Annotated in this window: 11 protein-coding genes; 3 read left to right on the top strand and 8 right to left on the bottom strand. The window is 54.7% G+C overall.

What is annotated here, in order from left to right:
• The first annotated feature begins 15 nt into the window (after positions 1-15).
• Positions 16-630, top strand: coding sequence for a hypothetical protein (locus FF011L_RS00500; protein WP_145349454.1), 615 nt, complete (start codon positions 16-18; stop codon positions 628-630).
• Positions 631-749: 119 nt separating this feature from the next.
• On the opposite strand, the gene FF011L_RS00495 is transcribed toward FF011L_RS00500, so the two are convergent.
• The 5 genes from FF011L_RS00495 to FF011L_RS00475 all read right to left on the bottom strand — a co-directional run bounded on the left by FF011L_RS00495 (position 750) and on the right by FF011L_RS00475 (position 6,807).
• Positions 750-1,268, bottom strand: coding sequence for an SET domain-containing protein (locus FF011L_RS00495; protein ID WP_145349453.1), 519 nt, complete (start codon positions 1,266-1,268; stop codon positions 750-752).
• 31 nt (positions 1,269-1,299) lie between these two features.
• On the bottom strand, positions 1,300-1,593 hold the full coding sequence (locus FF011L_RS00490) for a zinc ribbon domain-containing protein (RefSeq protein WP_145349452.1): 294 nt from the start codon (positions 1,591-1,593) through the stop codon (positions 1,300-1,302).
• A gap of 123 nt (positions 1,594-1,716) precedes the next feature.
• Entirely contained in the window at positions 1,717-2,787 is a 1,071-nt protein-coding gene (lpxK, locus tag FF011L_RS00485; protein ID WP_145349451.1) for a tetraacyldisaccharide 4'-kinase, read from the bottom strand.
• Between the two features lie 42 nt (positions 2,788-2,829).
• Positions 2,830-4,443, bottom strand: a complete 1,614-nt coding sequence (locus FF011L_RS00480; RefSeq protein ID WP_145349450.1) for a DUF1559 domain-containing protein — start codon at positions 4,441-4,443, stop codon at positions 2,830-2,832.
• Between the two features lie 750 nt (positions 4,444-5,193).
• On the bottom strand, positions 5,194-6,807 hold the full coding sequence (locus tag FF011L_RS00475; protein WP_145349449.1) for a DUF1559 family PulG-like putative transporter: 1,614 nt from the start codon (positions 6,805-6,807) through the stop codon (positions 5,194-5,196).
• A 301-nt stretch (positions 6,808-7,108) separates the two neighbouring features.
• Here FF011L_RS00475 and FF011L_RS00470 point away from each other — a divergent pair, with 301 nt between their 5' ends.
• On the top strand, positions 7,109-7,330 hold the full coding sequence (locus FF011L_RS00470; RefSeq protein WP_145349448.1) for a hypothetical protein: 222 nt from the start codon (positions 7,109-7,111) through the stop codon (positions 7,328-7,330).
• Between the two features lie 288 nt (positions 7,331-7,618).
• Here the strand turns inward: FF011L_RS00470 and FF011L_RS00465 are convergent, their stop codons facing one another.
• The 3 genes from FF011L_RS00465 to FF011L_RS00455 all read right to left on the bottom strand — a co-directional run bounded on the left by FF011L_RS00465 (position 7,619) and on the right by FF011L_RS00455 (position 15,775).
• Positions 7,619-7,966 carry a diacylglycerol kinase family protein gene (locus FF011L_RS00465; protein ID WP_145349447.1) on the bottom strand — a complete coding sequence of 116 codons (348 nt, stop codon included), beginning with the start codon at positions 7,964-7,966 and terminating at the stop codon, positions 7,619-7,621.
• Between the two features lie 2 nt (positions 7,967-7,968).
• Positions 7,969-13,989, bottom strand: a complete 6,021-nt coding sequence (locus FF011L_RS00460; RefSeq protein WP_145349446.1) for an alpha-2-macroglobulin family protein — start codon at positions 13,987-13,989, stop codon at positions 7,969-7,971.
• Between the two features lie 403 nt (positions 13,990-14,392).
• Entirely contained in the window at positions 14,393-15,775 is a 1,383-nt protein-coding gene (locus FF011L_RS00455; RefSeq protein WP_145349445.1) for a BBP7 family outer membrane beta-barrel protein, read from the bottom strand.
• Between the two features lie 215 nt (positions 15,776-15,990).
• Here FF011L_RS00455 and FF011L_RS00450 point away from each other — a divergent pair, with 215 nt between their 5' ends.
• Complete coding sequence (locus FF011L_RS00450; protein ID WP_145349444.1) at positions 15,991-18,075, top strand: preprotein translocase subunit SecA; 2,085 nt, start codon at positions 15,991-15,993, stop codon at positions 18,073-18,075.
• Positions 18,076-18,130 lie beyond the last annotated feature (55 nt).

Raw genomic sequence — 18,130 nt, 5'->3', positions numbered from 1 at the left:
TGGAGAACATCCACAATGAATCGAAACCTCCCATCCCTACAATCCTTCCATCGAATCATCGGGGTCAGCTGTTGTGCACTGCTAGCGATTGGGGCCTGTTTCGCCGATGAACCGGCGTCCGAAGCGTCCGCTTTGAGTGAGCTTTCGGTAGCTCCGCTGCAACATCAGTTCTATCCCGACGACCGTCCAGAGTGGATTGTGGCCGATCCTGTTCTAGAAGGCCCTCAACATCGCTGGGCAGTCGCTTCCAGTCCTGCGTTGACCGAAGAGGCCAGCATGACAAGTCTGACGGAACAAAAACGGATCGCCGTAGCCGCCTACTTGAGCGAGGTCTTGGGGACGACCGATCCACCGTTCAAAATCGACGATCAGCAAATCGATCGACAACTGGTCAATCCTGATCGGATCTATCACGGCGAAGTCACGACCAGCGATGGGGTGATGTACGAAGACGCAGTGGAACTGGTCTTCGATCAAGACTTCCGCGACGGCATTCAAAAGAAATGGCGCCGCTATGAAAGGCGAAGTCGATTGGCAGGGCTGGGCGTCCTGGGAGCCGGCGGATTCGCTCTGCTACTGGGAATGACGGGGGTCCTGAAGGTCGTCAGCCGGTCCCGCGCATCGGCATAGCAGGACGTTGCGGTGCGGCGGGAAGTATTCCTCCAGCCGAACGTATCTGTGCTGGCTTTACGGGCAAGGTTCCGAGGCAACCTGAATGACTGCCTGCCCGTTTTCGAAATCCCTCGCGGCTATTTCTTTCGCTTTGATTTTTGCTTCTGCTCTTTAGCAAACTCTTTCATCTCTTCAAGCGAATCGGCACCGACGACCCAGCCGCGGCAATTTGGGGCTCCGCATTGGCAACGGGGAACCCAATCGCCCGCCGTCCACTGGTAGTCGAACGTGATTTCCGACCCGGGTTCGATATTGCAGATCGCGATGATCCCCATCGAACTGTCGGTCAGTTTCAGCAGTTCCGCATTCGGATTGCAGGAGTGATTTAGATAGGCCCCTGGGATCGTTGGTTCCAGGTACCACTCATCATCCATTTCCATCACATAGGTGGATCCGTCGTACTTCTTTTGCGACAGCACTTGACCACAGATCTCGATCACCAATTCTCCGGGCAAAAACTGGCGAACGGCGTGTACTCCATGCCCGCAAGCTCCTTCGCGGACTTCCACATCACGGTCGGCGTATTGCCGGTAGCCGTAATCCTCATCCAATTTCTGCTGCAGCTTCGCTCGACGCTTTTTACTTAATCCGCTCATGGTGTCTCGATCCAAGGTGTTGTTGTCCTTCCTAAAACAGTAGAGGCCCCAACAAGGTCGCGGCAAAAGCAAGGACTAAGAGAAATATGACGAACCGTTGCCAAGCCGGCAATGATTGACTGACATTCGATTCGGAGAATTCTCGCTCTACGAACGCATCATAGTCAAAATCATCCGAACCGTCGTCGACCAAGTCATCCGCCTCCCAGGCATAGCCACATTCCCGGCAGGCCACGGCATCGGCCCGAACATCGGCCCCACAGTGCGGGCAGGGAACCAGCGGAGCGTCAGGCGACGAATCTCTTCTGCGGCGGAACCAACCCATGCAATGAACTCCCTGCTGTTAGATTCCCACACTAGGTGAGGGCCCTCGAAACGACATTTCTCGAAGGAGCCCTCCCTGAGCTTAACAAACGAAACTCTGGAAAGCTGAACGCTCCCCGATCCCTCACACGGTTCCCTCGACAGGGCCATCTGGCTGAACAACCTTCTTCAAGGCTTGTTGCAGTTCGGCCTCCGGTTCGACAGTCATATCGATTTGAATGGCCCGCAGTGGAATCCCGGCAATCCGATTCGTACGAATTTTGACCAAATCCTTTTGAGTGCAGAGCATGTACTCGATCTCTCCGGGTGGCCAGCTCTCTCCCCACGCACGCAGGCGTTCCAGCATTTCGCGATCGTACGACGCATGGTCTGGCAGGGACAGCTGATCCACCAATTCGGCTCCACAGTCGCGAACGGTTTTTGCGAAAGCTGCCGGATTGCCGATCCCGCAGAAAACAAGGACTCGCTTTCCGGCCACGACCTCCAAGGGCTCTGGTCGATTTTCATGATCGACCAAGCGCCCGGGGTGATGCTCCGCTTCCAGCCAGATCAAATCAGGTTTTCGCCGCAGGTAGGCTTGTTTAATTTGCAAACGCTCTTCGGGAGAAATGTGGTTACAACGAGAAAGGATTGCGACATCCGCCCGCCGGATGGAAGCAATCGGTTCTCGCAACATGCCTCTTGGCAGCAAATACCCGTAGCCAAAGGGGCAAGTTGCATCGATCACCACGATATCTAAATCGCGTTGCAGCCGACGGTGCTGGAACCCGTCGTCCATCAATAGGATCTCGGTTTCCAATTCCTCCACCGCCACTGCAGCGGCGGCGACGCGATCGGGGTCCTGCACGTGAGGCACGTCAGGCAACCGCAATTCCAACTCGAGGGCTTCGTCATTCAGATCCCCATCGCCGCGCCCATAGCCCCGGCTGATCAAGGCGACGCGGAAGCCTTGAGAGCGTAGCTCGCGTGCCAAATAACAAACCAGTGGAGTTTTCCCGGTCCCGCCAGTGGTCAGATTGCCAACGGAAATCACAGGGACCCCCGCATCGTGCGTTTCGGAAACGCCACGATCGTATCGGGAATTGCGAATCCGGATTCCCAGCCCGTAAAACCAAGAGCCGATTCGCAACAGCGGCCGCAGCACAAAGGCCAACGGATCTCGCCGTTGGCCGTTCATCAGAGATCGATAATCCATTCGCAAAGCGTACCTAGGGCAAGCCGCTTCACCAAGATGCCATTAGCGGTTGATCACTTCGCGACCATCCCGCGTGAACATCGCCTTCAGCATATTCGGGTCCACCAATTCGGAAATGGCTTGAACCGATCCGTCGGCAAACCCAACCTGAAAAACACCCCCGGGCATGATGTTCAGATGCCCTTTCGGATCATCCATATCAATTGGCGAATCCTCCGGTTTCGCCCAATTAACGGCATGTTCTGCATCGGTTTCGGTCAACAAAATCGTATTGCTGGTTCCATCGAGGATATCGCGAAACCGGGTTGGTTTCTGATCATTGAACAATAATCCGTCGCCTACAGCGACCTGATAAACCGTCTCATTCTCTTCGGTCTTCAAAGAGGGGTGCCGGTAGATTGCGGGCATCTTTTTGGATAACGGCAAGTTGTGTTCACTGTCCCAAGGTTCGTCCATATGAAACTGCTCATACAACTCGTTCTCTCCAATAAAGGGCAAGATACTGACTCGCCAGCTGAGCAGTGGCTTGCCGTCCTTGTCTTTCACCGCAGCGTCGGGCAAATGATTGAAGGTAGAATGATAATTGTGCATCGCCAGCAGGATCTGTTTTTGGTTATTGGAAGACTGCATGCGTCTTGCAGCGCCTCGAGCCGCCTGAACGGCAGGCAACAGCATCCCCACCAAAACCCCAACGGTTCCAACATTGCTATCGGGCTTAATCACCAAGCGATTGTCGATGACTTGAGGGCGGAGGTTATCGCTGATCTTTTCAGAAACCCGAAACATGTACTCTGAAGAGGCTTTTTGGACCGGATCGGACAGATCCATATCCTTGGTGACCTCACCAAGAAACTGATTTCGCCCAAAGTCGATGGAACCATTAAGGATCTCGGCTGCGTTTTGTGCGGCATCGGCATCGGTACACAGAGCAACCACCGTCGCCTGAAAATTCAACAAATCAGCCGGCCTAATATTGACGATCAATGCATCGGTCAGCTCAGGAAGACGGACAATATCTTGTAGCTGGGGCGGCATTTGCCTGGCGTTTTGCTTCAACATGCCCGTTAACATTGGACGAACCTGATCCAACACCGCCACCGCTGTCACACCGTTTTGATCAGGAATTCGAGGGAGCAGGCGAGCGAGCGACCCTTGCCCCTGATTCCCTTCAACGATCGAATTCAAGTAGTTCCCAATGCCGACGATAAAGGTCCGTGCGTCCTTGCGAAACAGGACCGTATCAGGAGGCCCATCAAGCAGGTACACCTCACGTCCATTGATCTCCTGCGGTTCCACTTCACGAAAAACTTGAGGGTTTAAATCCTCAATCGAGTAGTCCTGACTGAATTGAATGACGATCCCGCCAACCGGCCCCTGTGGCCCGGGAGGACCGACAACCACCGTCAGCCGGTCGATATGCATCGGATCGACACCAACCGTTGCCAGCCCTTGAGCCCGCACGATTTCGATCGGCAGCATTTCAAAACCAGGCTCCTGCATAACCTTATTAGGCGAAGCAAAGATCGCTGCCAGTGCATTGTCCGGGACAAATTCGGCGGACAGTTTTTTCGGACCGTCCTCCTGTGCCGGCAGCGTCAAGGAAGACAGGACCAGCATACCGGTCCCAAGCAACAGTCGAAAAGGAACGATTGACATGAGAGTCTCGATTAGTGAGAAGGCGATTCACTGCGAAAAACAGAGCACTGCAGCGACGTTTAAGTGGCTGAAATTTTAGCACATCTGGTGGGGGGAAACCGAGCGCGAATTAAGAATGGCTTAACTGACGACGGAGCCCGTTAGCGTGAGGGCCGAACGGCTTGCCCGCGCAAATCCTAGCGGTGCGGCGCGAGCCGCTCGGCAAGAAAGTGCGGCTTCCAACGCATCGGCCGGACGGCTTGCGGGCGCAAATCCTAGCGGTGCGGCGCGAGCCGCCCGGCAGGTACGCGCGGCTTCCAGTGCATCGGCCGGACGGCTTGCGCCGTTCCGCTAAGAATGTGGGGCGGTTCCTATCAATCAATGAAACGGAGCAAACCTAAATCACCAATCAAAAGTCTCCAACACCAAACGCAAACAGCCCGGAGGGCGACAAATACTTGCCGGCGGCGCGAGCCGCCGGAGCAAAAAAGATGGATATCAAAGCCCAGCGGGCGACAGAATTTATCCCTCACCAATTCTGTCGCCCGCTGGGCTAGACAATGCGCTGGAAGCGATCCGGCGGCTGACGCCGCCGGCAAGTATCTGCCGCCCGCTGGGCTGAAGGGTGCCAGCGCAAACAGAATGCGACTGCCGAACGGCTTGCCCGCGCAAATCCTAGCGGTGCGGCGCGAGCCGCCCGGCGGGTACGCGCGGCAAGGACGCGCGGCTTCCAGCGCATCGGCCGGACGGTTACCAGTAGTCAACCAATTTCTAACGCTTGACGAATTCGCCACCTGCGCGCGTGAACAGTGCCTTCAACGTCTCCAAATCCATGTCCAACGGAATCGCCTGAACCGAACCGTCGCCAAAGCCGAACTGATAAACGTCTCCGGGGGCAACATGCAGGTGGCCAGCAGGGTCATTCATATCGATTGACGAATCTTCGGGTTTTGACCAAACAACCGCGTGTGCTGCATCGGTTTCAGTCAATAAAACCGTATTGCTCAGTCCATCCCCGACATCCCGAAAGCGGTTCGCTTTGTCGTTATCAAACATCAAGCCTTTACCGGCTGCGACTTGATAGACCGTTTCATTTTTTTCGGTCGGTAAATCGGGATGCCGAAAGGCGTCAGGCATTTGATTCGCCAGAGGCAAGTTGTGCTCACTATCCCAGGGCTCATCTAAATGAAACTGCTCATATAACGCCTGATGTTCAATAAATGGCAAGATACTAACTCGCCAACTGAGTAGAGGTTTACCTTCTTTGTCTTTGATCTGTGCATCCGGCAATTTCTGATAGGTATCGTGATAGATATGCATCGCTAACAATATCTGTCTCTGATTGTTTGAAGACCGCACTCGTGATGCAGCACCGCGAGCCGCCTGGATCGCAGGAAGAAGCAAGCCAACTAAAGCCCCGACGGTTCCTGCATTACTGGCTGGTTTAATCACTAATCGGTTTCCAACGATTTTAGGACGAAAGCTATTGCCAAGAAAATCAGCGAGCCGAACCCCGTATTTTGCAGAAGCATTTCGAACAGGATCAGACGAATCCATACCCTGCGTCGCGTCCTCGACAACTTTCGCAATTCCAAAATCGATGGAATCATTTAGAACGCCCGCGGCTTCTTGTGCTGCATCCGCATCGGTACACAGAGCGACCACAGTCGCCTGAAAATTCAACAAACCGGCTGGCTTCACATTGACGACTAATGCATCGGTCAGTTCCGGAAGTCGAACGACACCTTGCACTTGGGCCGGCATTTGCCTGACGTTTTGCTTCAACAGGCCCGTTAACATCGGACGAATCTGATCCAGGACGGCCACTGCAGTAATTCCGTTTTGGTCGGGAATCCTGGGCAGTAAACGCGCCAAAGATCCTTGTCCCTGGTTTCCGTCAACGATTGAATTCAAGTAATTTCCAACGCCGATGATAAAGGTTCTTGCGTCCTTCCGGAAAAGGACGGTATTAGGAGGCCCAGCAAGAAGGTACACCTCACGTCCATTACTCTCCTGCGGCTCTGCTTCACGAAAGATCTGAGGATTTAGATCCTCAATCGAATAGTCCTGACTGAATTGGATGACGACCCCGCCGACTGGCCCCTGCGGTCCAGGTGGGCCGACAACAACCGTCAACTGGTCGATATGCATCGGATCAACACCAATCATTTCCAAACCTTGAGCCTGCAAGACCTCGATCGGCATCATTTCAAAACTGGGATCCTGCAAAACCTTGCTAGGCGAAGCAAAGATCGCTGCCAATGCATTGTCCGGGACAAATTCAGCAGACAATTTATTTGATACGTCCTCCTGTGCCGGCAGAGACAAGGAAAACAAAACCAGCAGACCGGCCCCGAGCAGCGGGCGAAAAGAAACGTTTGACATGAGTGACTCGATTAGCAAGAAAGCGACTCACTGCGAAAAACAGTGCACCGCAATAATTTCTGAGCGGCTGAAATTTTAGCACATCTGGTGGAGGGAAACCGAGCGCGACTTAGTAATGGTTTGGCTAACGACGGAGCCCGTTGGCGTGAGGGCCGAACGGCTTGCGGGCGCAAATCCTAGCGGTGCGGCGCGAGCCGCCCGGCAAGGACGCGCCGCTTCCAGTGCATCGGCCGGACGGCTTGCGTCGTTCCGCTAAGAATGTGGGGCGGTTCCTAACGATCAATGAAACTGAGCAAACCTAATGCGCCAATCAAAAGTCTCCAACACCAAGCGCAAACAGCCCGGAGGGCGACAAATACTTGCCGGCGGCGAGAGCCGCCGGAGCAACAAAGATGGATATCAAAGCCCAGCGGGCGACAGAGTTTATCCCTCACCAATTCTGTCGCCCGCTGGGCTAGACAATGCGTTGGAGGCGATCCGGCGGCTGACGCCGCCGGCAAGTATCTGCCGCCCGCTGGGCTGAAGAGAGCCAGCGCAAATCCTAGCGGTGCGGCGCGAGCCGCCCGGCGGGTACGTGCGGCTTCCAACGCGAGGGCCGGACGGCTTGCGCCGTTCCGCTAAGAATGCGGCGCGAGCCGCACCGCGGGTACGTGCGGCTTCCAACGCGACGGCCGGACGGCTTGCGCCGTTCCGCTAAGAATGTGGCGCGAGCCGCCCGGCGGGTACGCGCCGCTTCCAGCGCATCGGCCGGACGGCTTGCGCCGTTCCGCTAAGAATGTGGGGCGGGGGACCTGCGTGTTGCCGATTCGTGCTAACCGAACCACTCTAGAAGTGGCGGCAACAAAACAATCAGACCGACTGCGGCCGCAAAGATGGCGCCTAGCAGTACCGCTCCGGCTGCCATGTCCAAGACTTTTCCGATTTCAGGATCGTGCTCGGGGTGAAGGCGATGCACCAAGCATTCGATCGCACTATTGATCGTCTCTAATGCCAACACCATCCCGATTGCCAATAGCAGTACAGCCCATCGCCAAGACTCCACTTGGCAGATGGCAGCCAAACCGATTACGGCGGCCGCCATCACCAAATGAATAACAAAACTGCTCTGGCCTCGCATCGCAAAGACGAGACCCTGAAAGGCATTCCTGAACTTCGACATGCTTACTGAACGACCAACGGCAGACTTTCCGAATGGCTGTTGAATTCCGGAGCATACATCGATTGGATTTCAGCGAATCCAGTCTGATATTCACCTCGCAACTGGACGCGTGTTGAATACTCAAACACGTACGTCCCTTTAGGAAGGTAGTCGATAAAGAAGTGGCTTGCCGTGTCTCGAGTCGATTCGTAGTACGCTAAACCATCTTGATAGCGATAGGACGAGAGAACGTTTACCGGCTCGGTGCCGCTTCCGCGATAATCTTTCAGATGCAGGTATTCCATATCGCGATCACTTCGCAGAACGATCCGCACCACCACTTCATCGCCAACTTCCAAAGGCCCTTCGACTTCCGTAAGGGTTGGCCCCTGAGGTGTGTTCCGTTTGACATACAACTTCTTCTGCAACGTCAGCGGCGTTCCCTCGAAGGCGGTTACCTTGGTCATATCTTCTAGATATTGCCAATGGACGGCTCCCCAAGCGACTCCATCGTCCAATTTTCGAACGGTGATTTCGCCTTGTTCAGGCAGGATGTCGCTGCCGGTGAACCGTTGTTGATAAAACCCGGTACCCGCTTCAACGTTCTGAGGCTGGATCGTGGTTTCACCCAAGGTCACCTCGACAAGCGCGTCGGATTCCAATAATTGTGACCCGCGTAGCAACAATGCATAAACCGCGTCCGCGGTCGCCTTTGTCGTCTTCCAGTCCTGCGTCTGTTTCTGCTTGAGCAACCAAACTTTGCAGTCTTCGACCGCTTCTGCGTCGTCCATCACTTCATCAAAAGCTTCGATCATGACGGCCTGTGTTTCGATTGGAGCACGATACCACCACCAGGAATGCTCCTGCTCTCGCCAGTACATCCCAAGTTCTTCATCGGTGACAGAGCGTTCTTTGATCGACGCCATGATCTTGGTCGCCGTCTGCGGATCGCCCAGACGTTTTAACGCCAAAGCGAGATGCCCTTGCGATTGACGGTTTGCCAATTTCAACCAATGCGTTCGAGCCTGATTCTGCCAGTACTCAAAAGCGACCTGATCGGCTTCCGCAACAGGATAGTCTTCTAAAAAGAAACTACGGCCATACAAGTACAACGCGATGGTCGAAGAGATATGAACTTTGTCCCGATCCGCGATCTTGCGATAACGTTCGGTCATCCAGCGGTCCAAAGCGGCCAGCGAACGAACCGCCGGGGCGACATCGATATCGACACCCAAGTGACGCAAACGGCCAAAGCCTGTGGTGATGTACAACGTGATGTACTCGTTTTCGCCTCCACCGGGAAACCAGGGCCACATCCCATTTTCCAGTTGCATCTCGGCCAGCTGTTGTTCGTTGCGATTGATTTCATCGCTCAAACGATTCCCGTCAAACAAGATGCCAACGTTCCGCCTGGCTTGACTCTCATTTTTGCCATCCCGCAGCCAAGGCGTTTCTTCCAGCATCACCGACTTGAGGTCTTCGTTCTTCTCCAATGGGCTATCGAGTGCTTCGGTCCCTCGCCATTGCTCAAAGACCTGTTCGATCCGAGGATCGGAATTCGCAATACTTTGTCCAAGTGCATTGGCATACAAACGGTTGAAGGTCTGTTCCGAACACTGATGGGGATACTCCATCAAGTAGGGAAGTGCCATGACGGCGTACCAGGCTGGGTTGGAGACCATCTGGACCGTCAACGACTGATTCTGCAGCGAATCGGAATCGCCCGAATGAAGCAAACGATCAAAGACGAACTTTTTGGTTTGGTTACCACGAATCGGCAAAGGCAATGATTCGGTGACCAAAACCTTGCGTGACAAAACCGGCAAGAAACCTTCTTCGCCATCGGACAAACGACCCGTCGCTCCGACCGCCTTGTAGACCAAGACCCCTTGGTTATCGGGAACTTCGATTTGCCATGCAAACGTTTGCGATTCGCCGGCAGCGATCGCGAACTCTTTGTCACCGTTTGCATTTCCCAGTGACGCATCAACGGAATCGCCGCTGCGTGCATCTTGAAACGCTAAGCGGACTTTGCCGGTCTGCCGCGTTGGCGACTGGTTGCTGACCTTCACGGTAAATTCAAGGCGATCTCCCTCGCGAACAAAGCGAGGCGGGTTGGGTTCGACCATGAGGTCCTTGGAAGTGACGGCTGTCCCATCCAAAATCCCTGCGCGGAGCTGATTGTCATGAGCAAAACCGATGAACTTCCATTCGGTGAGCGCTTCGGGCATCGTGAACTCCATCGTCACGGTCCCATCATCATTGGCAATCAACTGGGGAAAGAAGAATGCGGTTTCCGCAAGATTCTTGCGAGCGGTCACATTGGTTAAATCGGGTTCCGATTTCGCCGCTTCTTCACCACCGCCGGCAATCGCCGCGTCCGCGTCGGCAGGCATCGGCGCCGCGGCGGGCGCCAGTTCACTGGCGGACATCGCGGCTCCTTTTTGCATCATTGCAGAACCACCCATACCACCCATCCCCATCGGAGCGGAATCCATCATCATTTCCGGTGCGCCACCTCGACGCATCATGCGATTTCGGTTCATAAAACCGAAACCATACGCTTGCGAAATAAGGGAATTCGCGAGGTGCCGGTAGGAGAGCGAACCATCACGTTGATCGGTACGCCGATTCGAAACAAGCGTCCGCAACGATTCAGCGTTGTTTTCAAACTGACTGTACAAGCTGGAATGGTCGGTTCGAAAAACATTAAATCCAGACATCCAGCTGTGGGGCGCAAAGGCATCGAGGGATGCGTCGTATAAGGTTGCCACCATTTCGGCTGCCATCACTTCCGCATCAGGACCCTGGATCTTTGCCGTCCATTTCTCCACGGCTCCAGGCGCCAATTTGGAAACGAATCGTTCCCACTGAATGTCCAGTTCCTTATTTGTCCACGGAACTTGGATCTGCTCCGTATGCAGGTACGCGCGGTTCTCACGAACCATGGTCACTCGCAACGTAAACCCGCCCCGCATCGCTTCGGTAACCGACTGTTCGATCACAAACTGTGTTTGCTGCGGATTGGTCCAATATTCCTGCAAGATCTTTCCGCGATGTTCGATTTCAACAAACGCACGTGCTTGCTCGTACCCGCTTCCCCAAACGGCCACCAAGTCATCGCCTGGCTCCAACGTCGATTCCTTGATCGCAAACAGATCGGGAATTCGAATCGCGAGGTCTTCAGCCTCCAAATCCAGGACATTGCGCTGCAACAACGCGGTTACTTTTTCGCCAGCGGAATCGGTGGTTTCATAAACGGCTCGGTAAATCCCCGCTGGAAGGGGAACCTCGACGGTCGCTTTTCCTCCCGCATCGGTTTCGACCGACAGGTCCGCCACCATTTTCCCCAGATCCCAGGAATTTGGATTCGCTGGATCGGGCGAGGCGGGCATTGCGTTCCCACGATAGGGAATTCGCCCACGGCCTCCGGAAAGCTCAGCCCGCATGACTTCTTCAGGCTGTTGCAATGCATAGACTTTCAAAGTCCCTTTAGCAGGGCGTCCATCACCGTTTAAGGTCGAGGTCTGCACGTCAATGGAAACCGGTTTGTCGGCGGTCTGCCAGGCGGCCGCATTCAGCGTCGCAGCCAAGGTTGTGTAACCGACACGAACGGTCTGCGATGACGAACGGGTTTCTCCAGTCAGATCGGTCACATCCGCGTAAATAGTGAACTGAAAAACGGGTTCACTCTCTCGCAAAACCGACTCATCCGGTCGAGCGGTGAAGAGGACATCGAAGCCGCCATCGGCTTCGGTTGTCGTGACTCCATTGACGATCTCCTGCGGCCCGCTGTTCGCTGGCGGCATCCACCAACAGCGCCAGTACCACCAGTCGGGATAGCGGACTTCACGAACCACGCGGTACTGAACTTTGGCACCTCCGATAGAGGCCCCAGTGTAAGCCGTTGCTTTACCAGACACTTGAACGTCTTCGCCCAATTGAGCTGGTTTTGTGGGCGGGTCGATTGCAACCCGAAATTTTGGGCGTTTGTATTCTTCCACGCGGATCGAAGTCGCTCCGGAGGGCTTGCCATCGACCATTAGTGTCATCATCCCGGTCACGCGGCCTCGCGGTGCGGTGAAACTCCCTTGGAAGCTGCCATTCCCATTGGTGCGATGTTTCAAGCGTTCGACTTCTTCACCATTCACATCCCTCAATACCACCACCACATCGCGGTGAGGGATTGTTTGGTAAAGGTCTTTTTCCTGTTCGAATTCAAGGCAGACTCCTTTGTACCGGATCGTTTGCCCTGGACGATAAATGGCTCGATCGGTGAAAAAACGCGTCTGTTCTTGAAGACGAGAATTCTGATTATTCCGATAGGCACGAACCATGTTGTCTGTCGACAACTGCTGTTTTCCGTCGGTCACCAAAATCTGCAACTGCAACCGGTCGGCGTCTTGCAAACGATAACGGCCATCCCGATCGGTACGGACGACCTTTAGCGGCTGAGTTTCGTTTCGATTCCCACGATTCCAAGCCTGAACGGAGGCTCCCTGAATCGGGTTCCCGGAACTGGCATCCAGAACCAAACCTTCGACGATCCCTTCTCCGTTTCGAGAGCGCGACACGATTGCCAAATCACTTCGCCAAACCTCCGCCACCGAAATCTGATTGTCTCGCGACGAAAAGTCAGCATTCTCGCTAGCTAGCAGAAAGTACGATCCCAATGGAACATCAAGGGGTGCCGGAATCGATTCCTCACGCAACTGATAATCGGTCGTCGCCGGCAAATCGACCGCCCAGGCTTTGGTTGGCTTCGTCGCAAGCAATTCCTGCAGCGTCTGTTCATTGATCGCCGTCGCTTGCCAACGCTGGGAATCGATCACCATTTTTTTGAAATCAAACGGGACCAGACGCAAATAGACTTTATTGACATTTCGATACTGAATATCGATCGTCGGAGCCGGTTCATTCCAAACCCGTTCGGTCAAGGCAGACGCGGACTTGGCTTCGATCGATTGGATTAGATTGAAACAACGGTTACCACCAACGGTCCCGGGGAACTGCTCCAGACCGCGCGTCGCAATCGCATGGGCTTTGACAAGATCCCCCTGGGAATGCAAATCAAGAGCCCACAAGTGCAGGGCTCGCGCGACGATGGGATGGTCTTCATTTTGGTCGATAAACCGGCGTAAAGCGGCGATAAATCGTTCGGATTTTGGTTTGGTTTCGCCGGCCGCTTCGTTGTTGCCAAACTCCAATCGCAGCAAATCGACATCCAGACGAGCATCGGGATCGTCATCGGAAGCGTGGAAGCGAAGTAGGTCTTGATAGATAGTGATCGCTTTAACCAACCGCGAATCGCTATCGCTGGTCTCAGGTTTCCAGTCCATGAACGTTTGGCTGTCGGCGAAGACCGGACTGTCGATCGTCAACACAAACGAATCTTGGACCTGAGAACCAGCCTGAACACCCGAGGCATAGAAGTCGAGCGCATTGTGCGCCAGCACGTCGTACATCGTTGGCCGATAGGAATCAGGAGCATTCCCTTTATCCAAAACGGCTTCAAAATCACGAACGGGAATTTCCTGAAGGGTTTCAGCATCTGCCAACACGGCCTGAAACTGAGCATCGACATGTGCCAGGATCTGCGGCAGCGACCAGGTCGTAAAATCATCACCGGGCGGGCCCGAGGTCTGAGTCCGCTGCTGGAATCGCCACTGATTCTGCTGGAAATACTGCCAGTAGGCATTTGCCAAAATGGCTCGCATCACCGGCTTCATCGGCTCCGCAGCCTTTTCGACTTCGGCTTCTAGCCGCACGATGCGTTCGGCCGGCTGATTGCCCTGAATATTGGCTTCTAAAGAGACACGCAGTCCGATCGCCTTGATTGCTTCATCATATTTTTCACCCGCAAGGGCTGAATCGATAATCGGCTGCAATTCTGAAATCGCGGTTTTGGGCAGCCCCTCCGCAATGGCTTTATCTACCTTTTTCCAGCGGTCTTCTTGGGACTGGGCTCCCAGTAAAAAAGGGGTCACACAGACAAAGACACCCAGTGCAAGGAACAGACGAGGAAAGCGACGCGACGCGGCCATGTTGAGAGCTCAATTCTGGTTAGGAACGTTTAGGTGCACTCTTTCCGGGAAAAGCACAAAAGACAAGGGAAAAAGTGAAACAGTCCGTCTTTGAAAGGTAGGCCACGGAATCGGTTCCAGCCCAGTTATCCTGCCAACCCGACGTTTTAGGCGGACAACACAGTAGACGCACGATGAATCGCCGCAGTTTCCGAATTTTGCACAAAAATTGCGATCTCGACTTCGCAAAGCCAGCCGGCCCTGTGGTTTGTAAAGCGTGGTTTGCAAAGAGGAGGCCAAAAACGAAAAAACGGGCAAGAACCCCATTGGTTCTTGCCCGTCACGCCTTCCGTTGTCGTTGTGTTCCCGGCATCGGAGGCGAATGTTGCAAACTCGTTTTTGACCTCTAGCCGAACAATCCGTACTAGTAGTCGACCGAAATCCCTAGGTCGATGCCTTGAACAAAGAACCCGCGATCGTTGAATTTACGAGCAGGACTGGTCGACGGGTTGTTGGTCAGAACAGCGGTCTGATCCACATTACGATCGATTTGATCCCCGGCCAATGCGACCCGGTTCCAGTAGATGAACGAATAACCGACCGTGAAGTTCACGTGGTTTCGCATCCGGTAGCCAATCTTGAGATTCGCTTCTGGAGCAAAAGCGAAGACGTCACGCGACTGTGATTGCTGGTCGTCGCCGACCAACAAACCGCGATCAAAGGTTTGCAGGGAAGCAGGGACTCCAACAAAGTCGCTGCGACTGGTGCCAAAGACGTCGACGCGTTGGTGCATGTTCCCCAAGTGAACCTTCGTCAGCGATAGGAAACTGAAGCGTCCGCGATTCAGTTCGGTTTGGAAACCGATCTGTCCACCGTGAAAGTTATTCTCGGTATTGAAGCTATCCAAAACGACACGCCGAGCCGCTGGGCTTGGAGGAAGCTGGGTGCTGCTTTGCGTAATCAACAGGTCGTTTTCGATGTTGAAGAAGGAGTATCCCCCAATCAAATCCATACGATAGTCTTCACCCTGGATGAACAAGGCTTTGCCGTACAGTTCGCTGGCAACCATATCCAATTGGCTGCTGATGTTGATTTCACCCGTAAGCGGGCCCAGAGGTCCACCGACCAGGAAGCCACCTTCGGTGCCTACCGAGGTATTGAACAGCGGGCGCGAGAGGATTGGGCTTCCAGGAGACCCATCTGACTGTGCGGAGAAAGCGGTATCGGCTCCCTGCAAGAACCAGATCCGGGCTCCAACGCCAAACTGTCCATCCGAGAAGTAACGTCCTACGTCGGCTCGAAAGCCTGGTTGCATCCCTTGTTCAATGCGGCCACCGAAAAGGGCTTGGTAACCGGGGCCACCTTGAATCGCTCCGGCCGCATTGGGTCCGGTCGCCACTAGGTCAGGCGACTGAAGTGCCTGCGGGAACCACAACAACAACTCCGCGTTCATCCAACCACTTGCACAAGGATCATTCAGAGCGGCTCCGATTTTGCCTCGGCGACTTTGTCCGCTAGAATAACATCCGCCTTCACAACTAACACTGTTGCAACCGCCACAGGTTTCGTACCCGCCGTGCGATGCGACACGGGGTGCCAATCGTTGAACGCGTTCATGGTGACCTGCTGGCGTCGCCAAATCTCCGACATAACCGCCTACGCTGGCATCAATCGAAGGGTAGGCTTCGCTAGGTGGAGTGTAGGACGACATGTCGCCAACACTAACGGTCTGGGCGTTCGAAACGTTTCCAATGGATACTCCGGTGACCGCGGCCGCCAAAGCTAGGACTTGAAAGATTCTTTTCATAATATTGCTCTACAGCTTTTACATTCCGGGAACACTAACACAACTTGTAGAGATGGATCGACGCGATCGACCGGCAAATGCAGAACAGTCGGCAGCCGAGGCAAACTCACCACAAATTACCTATCTTCAAGCGAAAAAGCCCAAAATCAGCCCTCTCGTCGGCAGCCCCCCACGATAAGATGAGAAGGACTCAACCTTTTTTCCCGAAAAGATCTATGCCCTCAAGCGATCCTGACCAGCCGAACCGCGCAACCGACAGCATCGATGCAACGGACACGGACCCCGCAACCGACAGCGAGGCTAGTGAGTCGTCTGGCGGTGCGCCGCCAACACGATCGGATGGTCGCGACGGTGTGTCTTCGCAATTGGGATCGGTCTTTACGACCGGGGCTTCGCCGCGGATGCTCCGCTGGCGGCGCAAACTGGTCCAGATCAACGAACTGGAGCCCGAACTGACGGGCGAAGATGACGTCACCCTCCGCAAACGCTCCTTGGCGCTTCGCTATCGAGCGATGTCGGGTGAGAAACTGGCGTCTCTGCTACCGGAGGCCTACGCACTTGTCCGCGAGGCAGGGCGCCGAGCCTTAAACATGCGGCACTACGACGTGCAGATGATCGGGGGGATTTGTTTGTACGAAGGCTGCGTCGCCGAAATGCAAACCGGGGAAGGAAAAACCCTGACAGCAACCCTGCCGCTCTACCTGCACTCGCTCAGCGGCAAAGGAGCGCACTTAGCAACGGTGAACGATTACTTAGCGAAACGTGACGCCGAATGGATGACTCCGCTATTTGAACGTCTTGGCCTTACCGTGGGGATCATTCAAACCGCTGACGATCAACCCTCTCGGCGCAAATCATATGCGGCTTCGGTCACCTACGGGACCGCGAAAGAATTCGGTTTCGATTTCCTCCGCGACCGCCTGCTACTGCGAGCTCAGAATCGGCTGCAGACGGAAATGCTTGGCGACGGAGCGGATGGGTTTAGCGGGAGTGGCGACCAGCCGGTCATGCGTGGGATGCACTTCTGCCTCGTCGACGAAGCGGACAGCATTCTAATCGATGAAGCGAGAACCCCTCTTATCATCGGAAGTATCGAAGATACGGTCCGCGACCAAATTGTAGAAACCTACCGCTGGGGTGCGGAACACGCGCCGGAGTACGAACTTGACGAACACTACATCATCGACGATGAAACCAAGCAGTACGAATTAACCGCGAAGGGCCGACAAAAAGTTCGCTCGATCAAAAAGAGCGATCTAGTCCGCACGGTTGGTTTGGTCGATCTGTACGAGTTCGCTGAGCGATCGATCAAGGTGCATGCGGAATTCCTGAAAGAACGCCAGTATGTGGTCCGCCCCGGTGAACAAGGGAAACCAGAAATCGTCATCGTAGACGAATTCACCGGACGTCTAGCCGAAGGCCGAAAATGGCGTGATGGTATCCATCAGGCAATCGAAGCCAAAGAGAATCTTGAGATCAGCGTCCCCACCGGACAAGCCGCACGAATCACCATTCAAGACCTCTTTCTCCGCTACCCCCATCTGGCAGGCATGACAGGGACGGCTGCAACCAGTGCCCGGGAAATGAAGAAAATTTACCGCACGCCCGTTATCCGGGTCCCTACCAATCGGCCTCCGCGACGCGTTCGATTAAAAGACAATGTGATGGGGGACATCGAAAAGAAATTCGCCGCCATTGTCGAAGAAACGGTCGAAATGAATCAAACCGGGCGGCCGGTATTAATCGGTACTCGCTCGATCGACAAATCGGTCCGATTGTCGCAACTGCTGACCGAGCGGGGGATCGAACACAAAGTCCTCAACGCCAATAACGTCGAAGCGGAAGCGGAGATCGTCGAACAAGCCGGGGGCGAAGGGAAAGTGACCGTCGCGACGAACATGGCCGGTCGTGGTACCGACGTGAAACTAGCCCCAGGGGTCGAAAGCAAAGGCGGAATGCATGTGATTTGCACCGAACTGCACGACGCCGCACGGGTTGACCGCCAGTTGATCGGTCGCTGCGGTCGACAAGGTGACCGCGGTTCGTATCGCCAATACCTCTCGCTTGATGACGACATCCTCAAAGGAGGGTTCGGCCCCGACAAAGCCGAACGCTTAAAAAGGATCGGCGAAACCGCCACCGGTGAACTTCCGGCTTACGCCAAACTATTCACCAAGGCCCAGCGAAAGGTCGAACGAAAACACTTTCGAGACCGTATGGTGCTGCTGCATCACGAGAAAGAGCGAAAGAAAATGCAGCGTGAAATCGGCCAGGACCCCTACCTGGATACGCCAGACTAATCCGGTCCGTGCGAACCCGACGTAGCTGCCGTCGTCAGACGACGTCCTCGATACT

Source organism: Roseimaritima multifibrata (assembly GCF_007741495.1).
Classification (GTDB): domain Bacteria; phylum Planctomycetota; class Planctomycetia; order Pirellulales; family Pirellulaceae; genus Roseimaritima; species Roseimaritima multifibrata.
This window is presented reverse-complemented; position numbering and strand designations above follow the sequence as displayed.

Bases quoted from the DNA above. Each gene is read 5' to 3' on its own strand.
- FF011L_RS00495 (WP_145349453.1), bottom strand. From the start codon at position 1,268: ATGAGCGGATTAAGTAAAAAGCGTCGAGCGAAGCTGCAGCAGAAATTG.
- FF011L_RS00470 (WP_145349448.1), top strand. From the start codon at position 7,109: ATGCGCCAATCAAAAGTCTCCAACACCAAGCGCAAACAGCCCGGAGGG.
- FF011L_RS00460 (WP_145349446.1), bottom strand. From the start codon at position 13,989: ATGGCCGCGTCGCGTCGCTTTCCTCGTCTGTTCCTTGCACTGGGTGTC.
- FF011L_RS00480 (WP_145349450.1), bottom strand. From the start codon at position 4,443: ATGTCAATCGTTCCTTTTCGACTGTTGCTTGGGACCGGTATGCTGGTC.
- FF011L_RS00455 (WP_145349445.1), bottom strand. From the start codon at position 15,775: ATGAAAAGAATCTTTCAAGTCCTAGCTTTGGCGGCCGCGGTCACCGGA.
- FF011L_RS00490 (WP_145349452.1), bottom strand. From the start codon at position 1,593: ATGGGTTGGTTCCGCCGCAGAAGAGATTCGTCGCCTGACGCTCCGCTG.
- lpxK (WP_145349451.1), bottom strand. From the start codon at position 2,787: ATGGATTATCGATCTCTGATGAACGGCCAACGGCGAGATCCGTTGGCC.
- FF011L_RS00475 (WP_145349449.1), bottom strand. From the start codon at position 6,807: ATGTCAAACGTTTCTTTTCGCCCGCTGCTCGGGGCCGGTCTGCTGGTT.
- FF011L_RS00465 (WP_145349447.1), bottom strand. From the start codon at position 7,966: ATGTCGAAGTTCAGGAATGCCTTTCAGGGTCTCGTCTTTGCGATGCGA.
- FF011L_RS00450 (WP_145349444.1), top strand. From the start codon at position 15,991: ATGCCCTCAAGCGATCCTGACCAGCCGAACCGCGCAACCGACAGCATC.
- FF011L_RS00500 (WP_145349454.1), top strand. From the start codon at position 16: ATGAATCGAAACCTCCCATCCCTACAATCCTTCCATCGAATCATCGGG.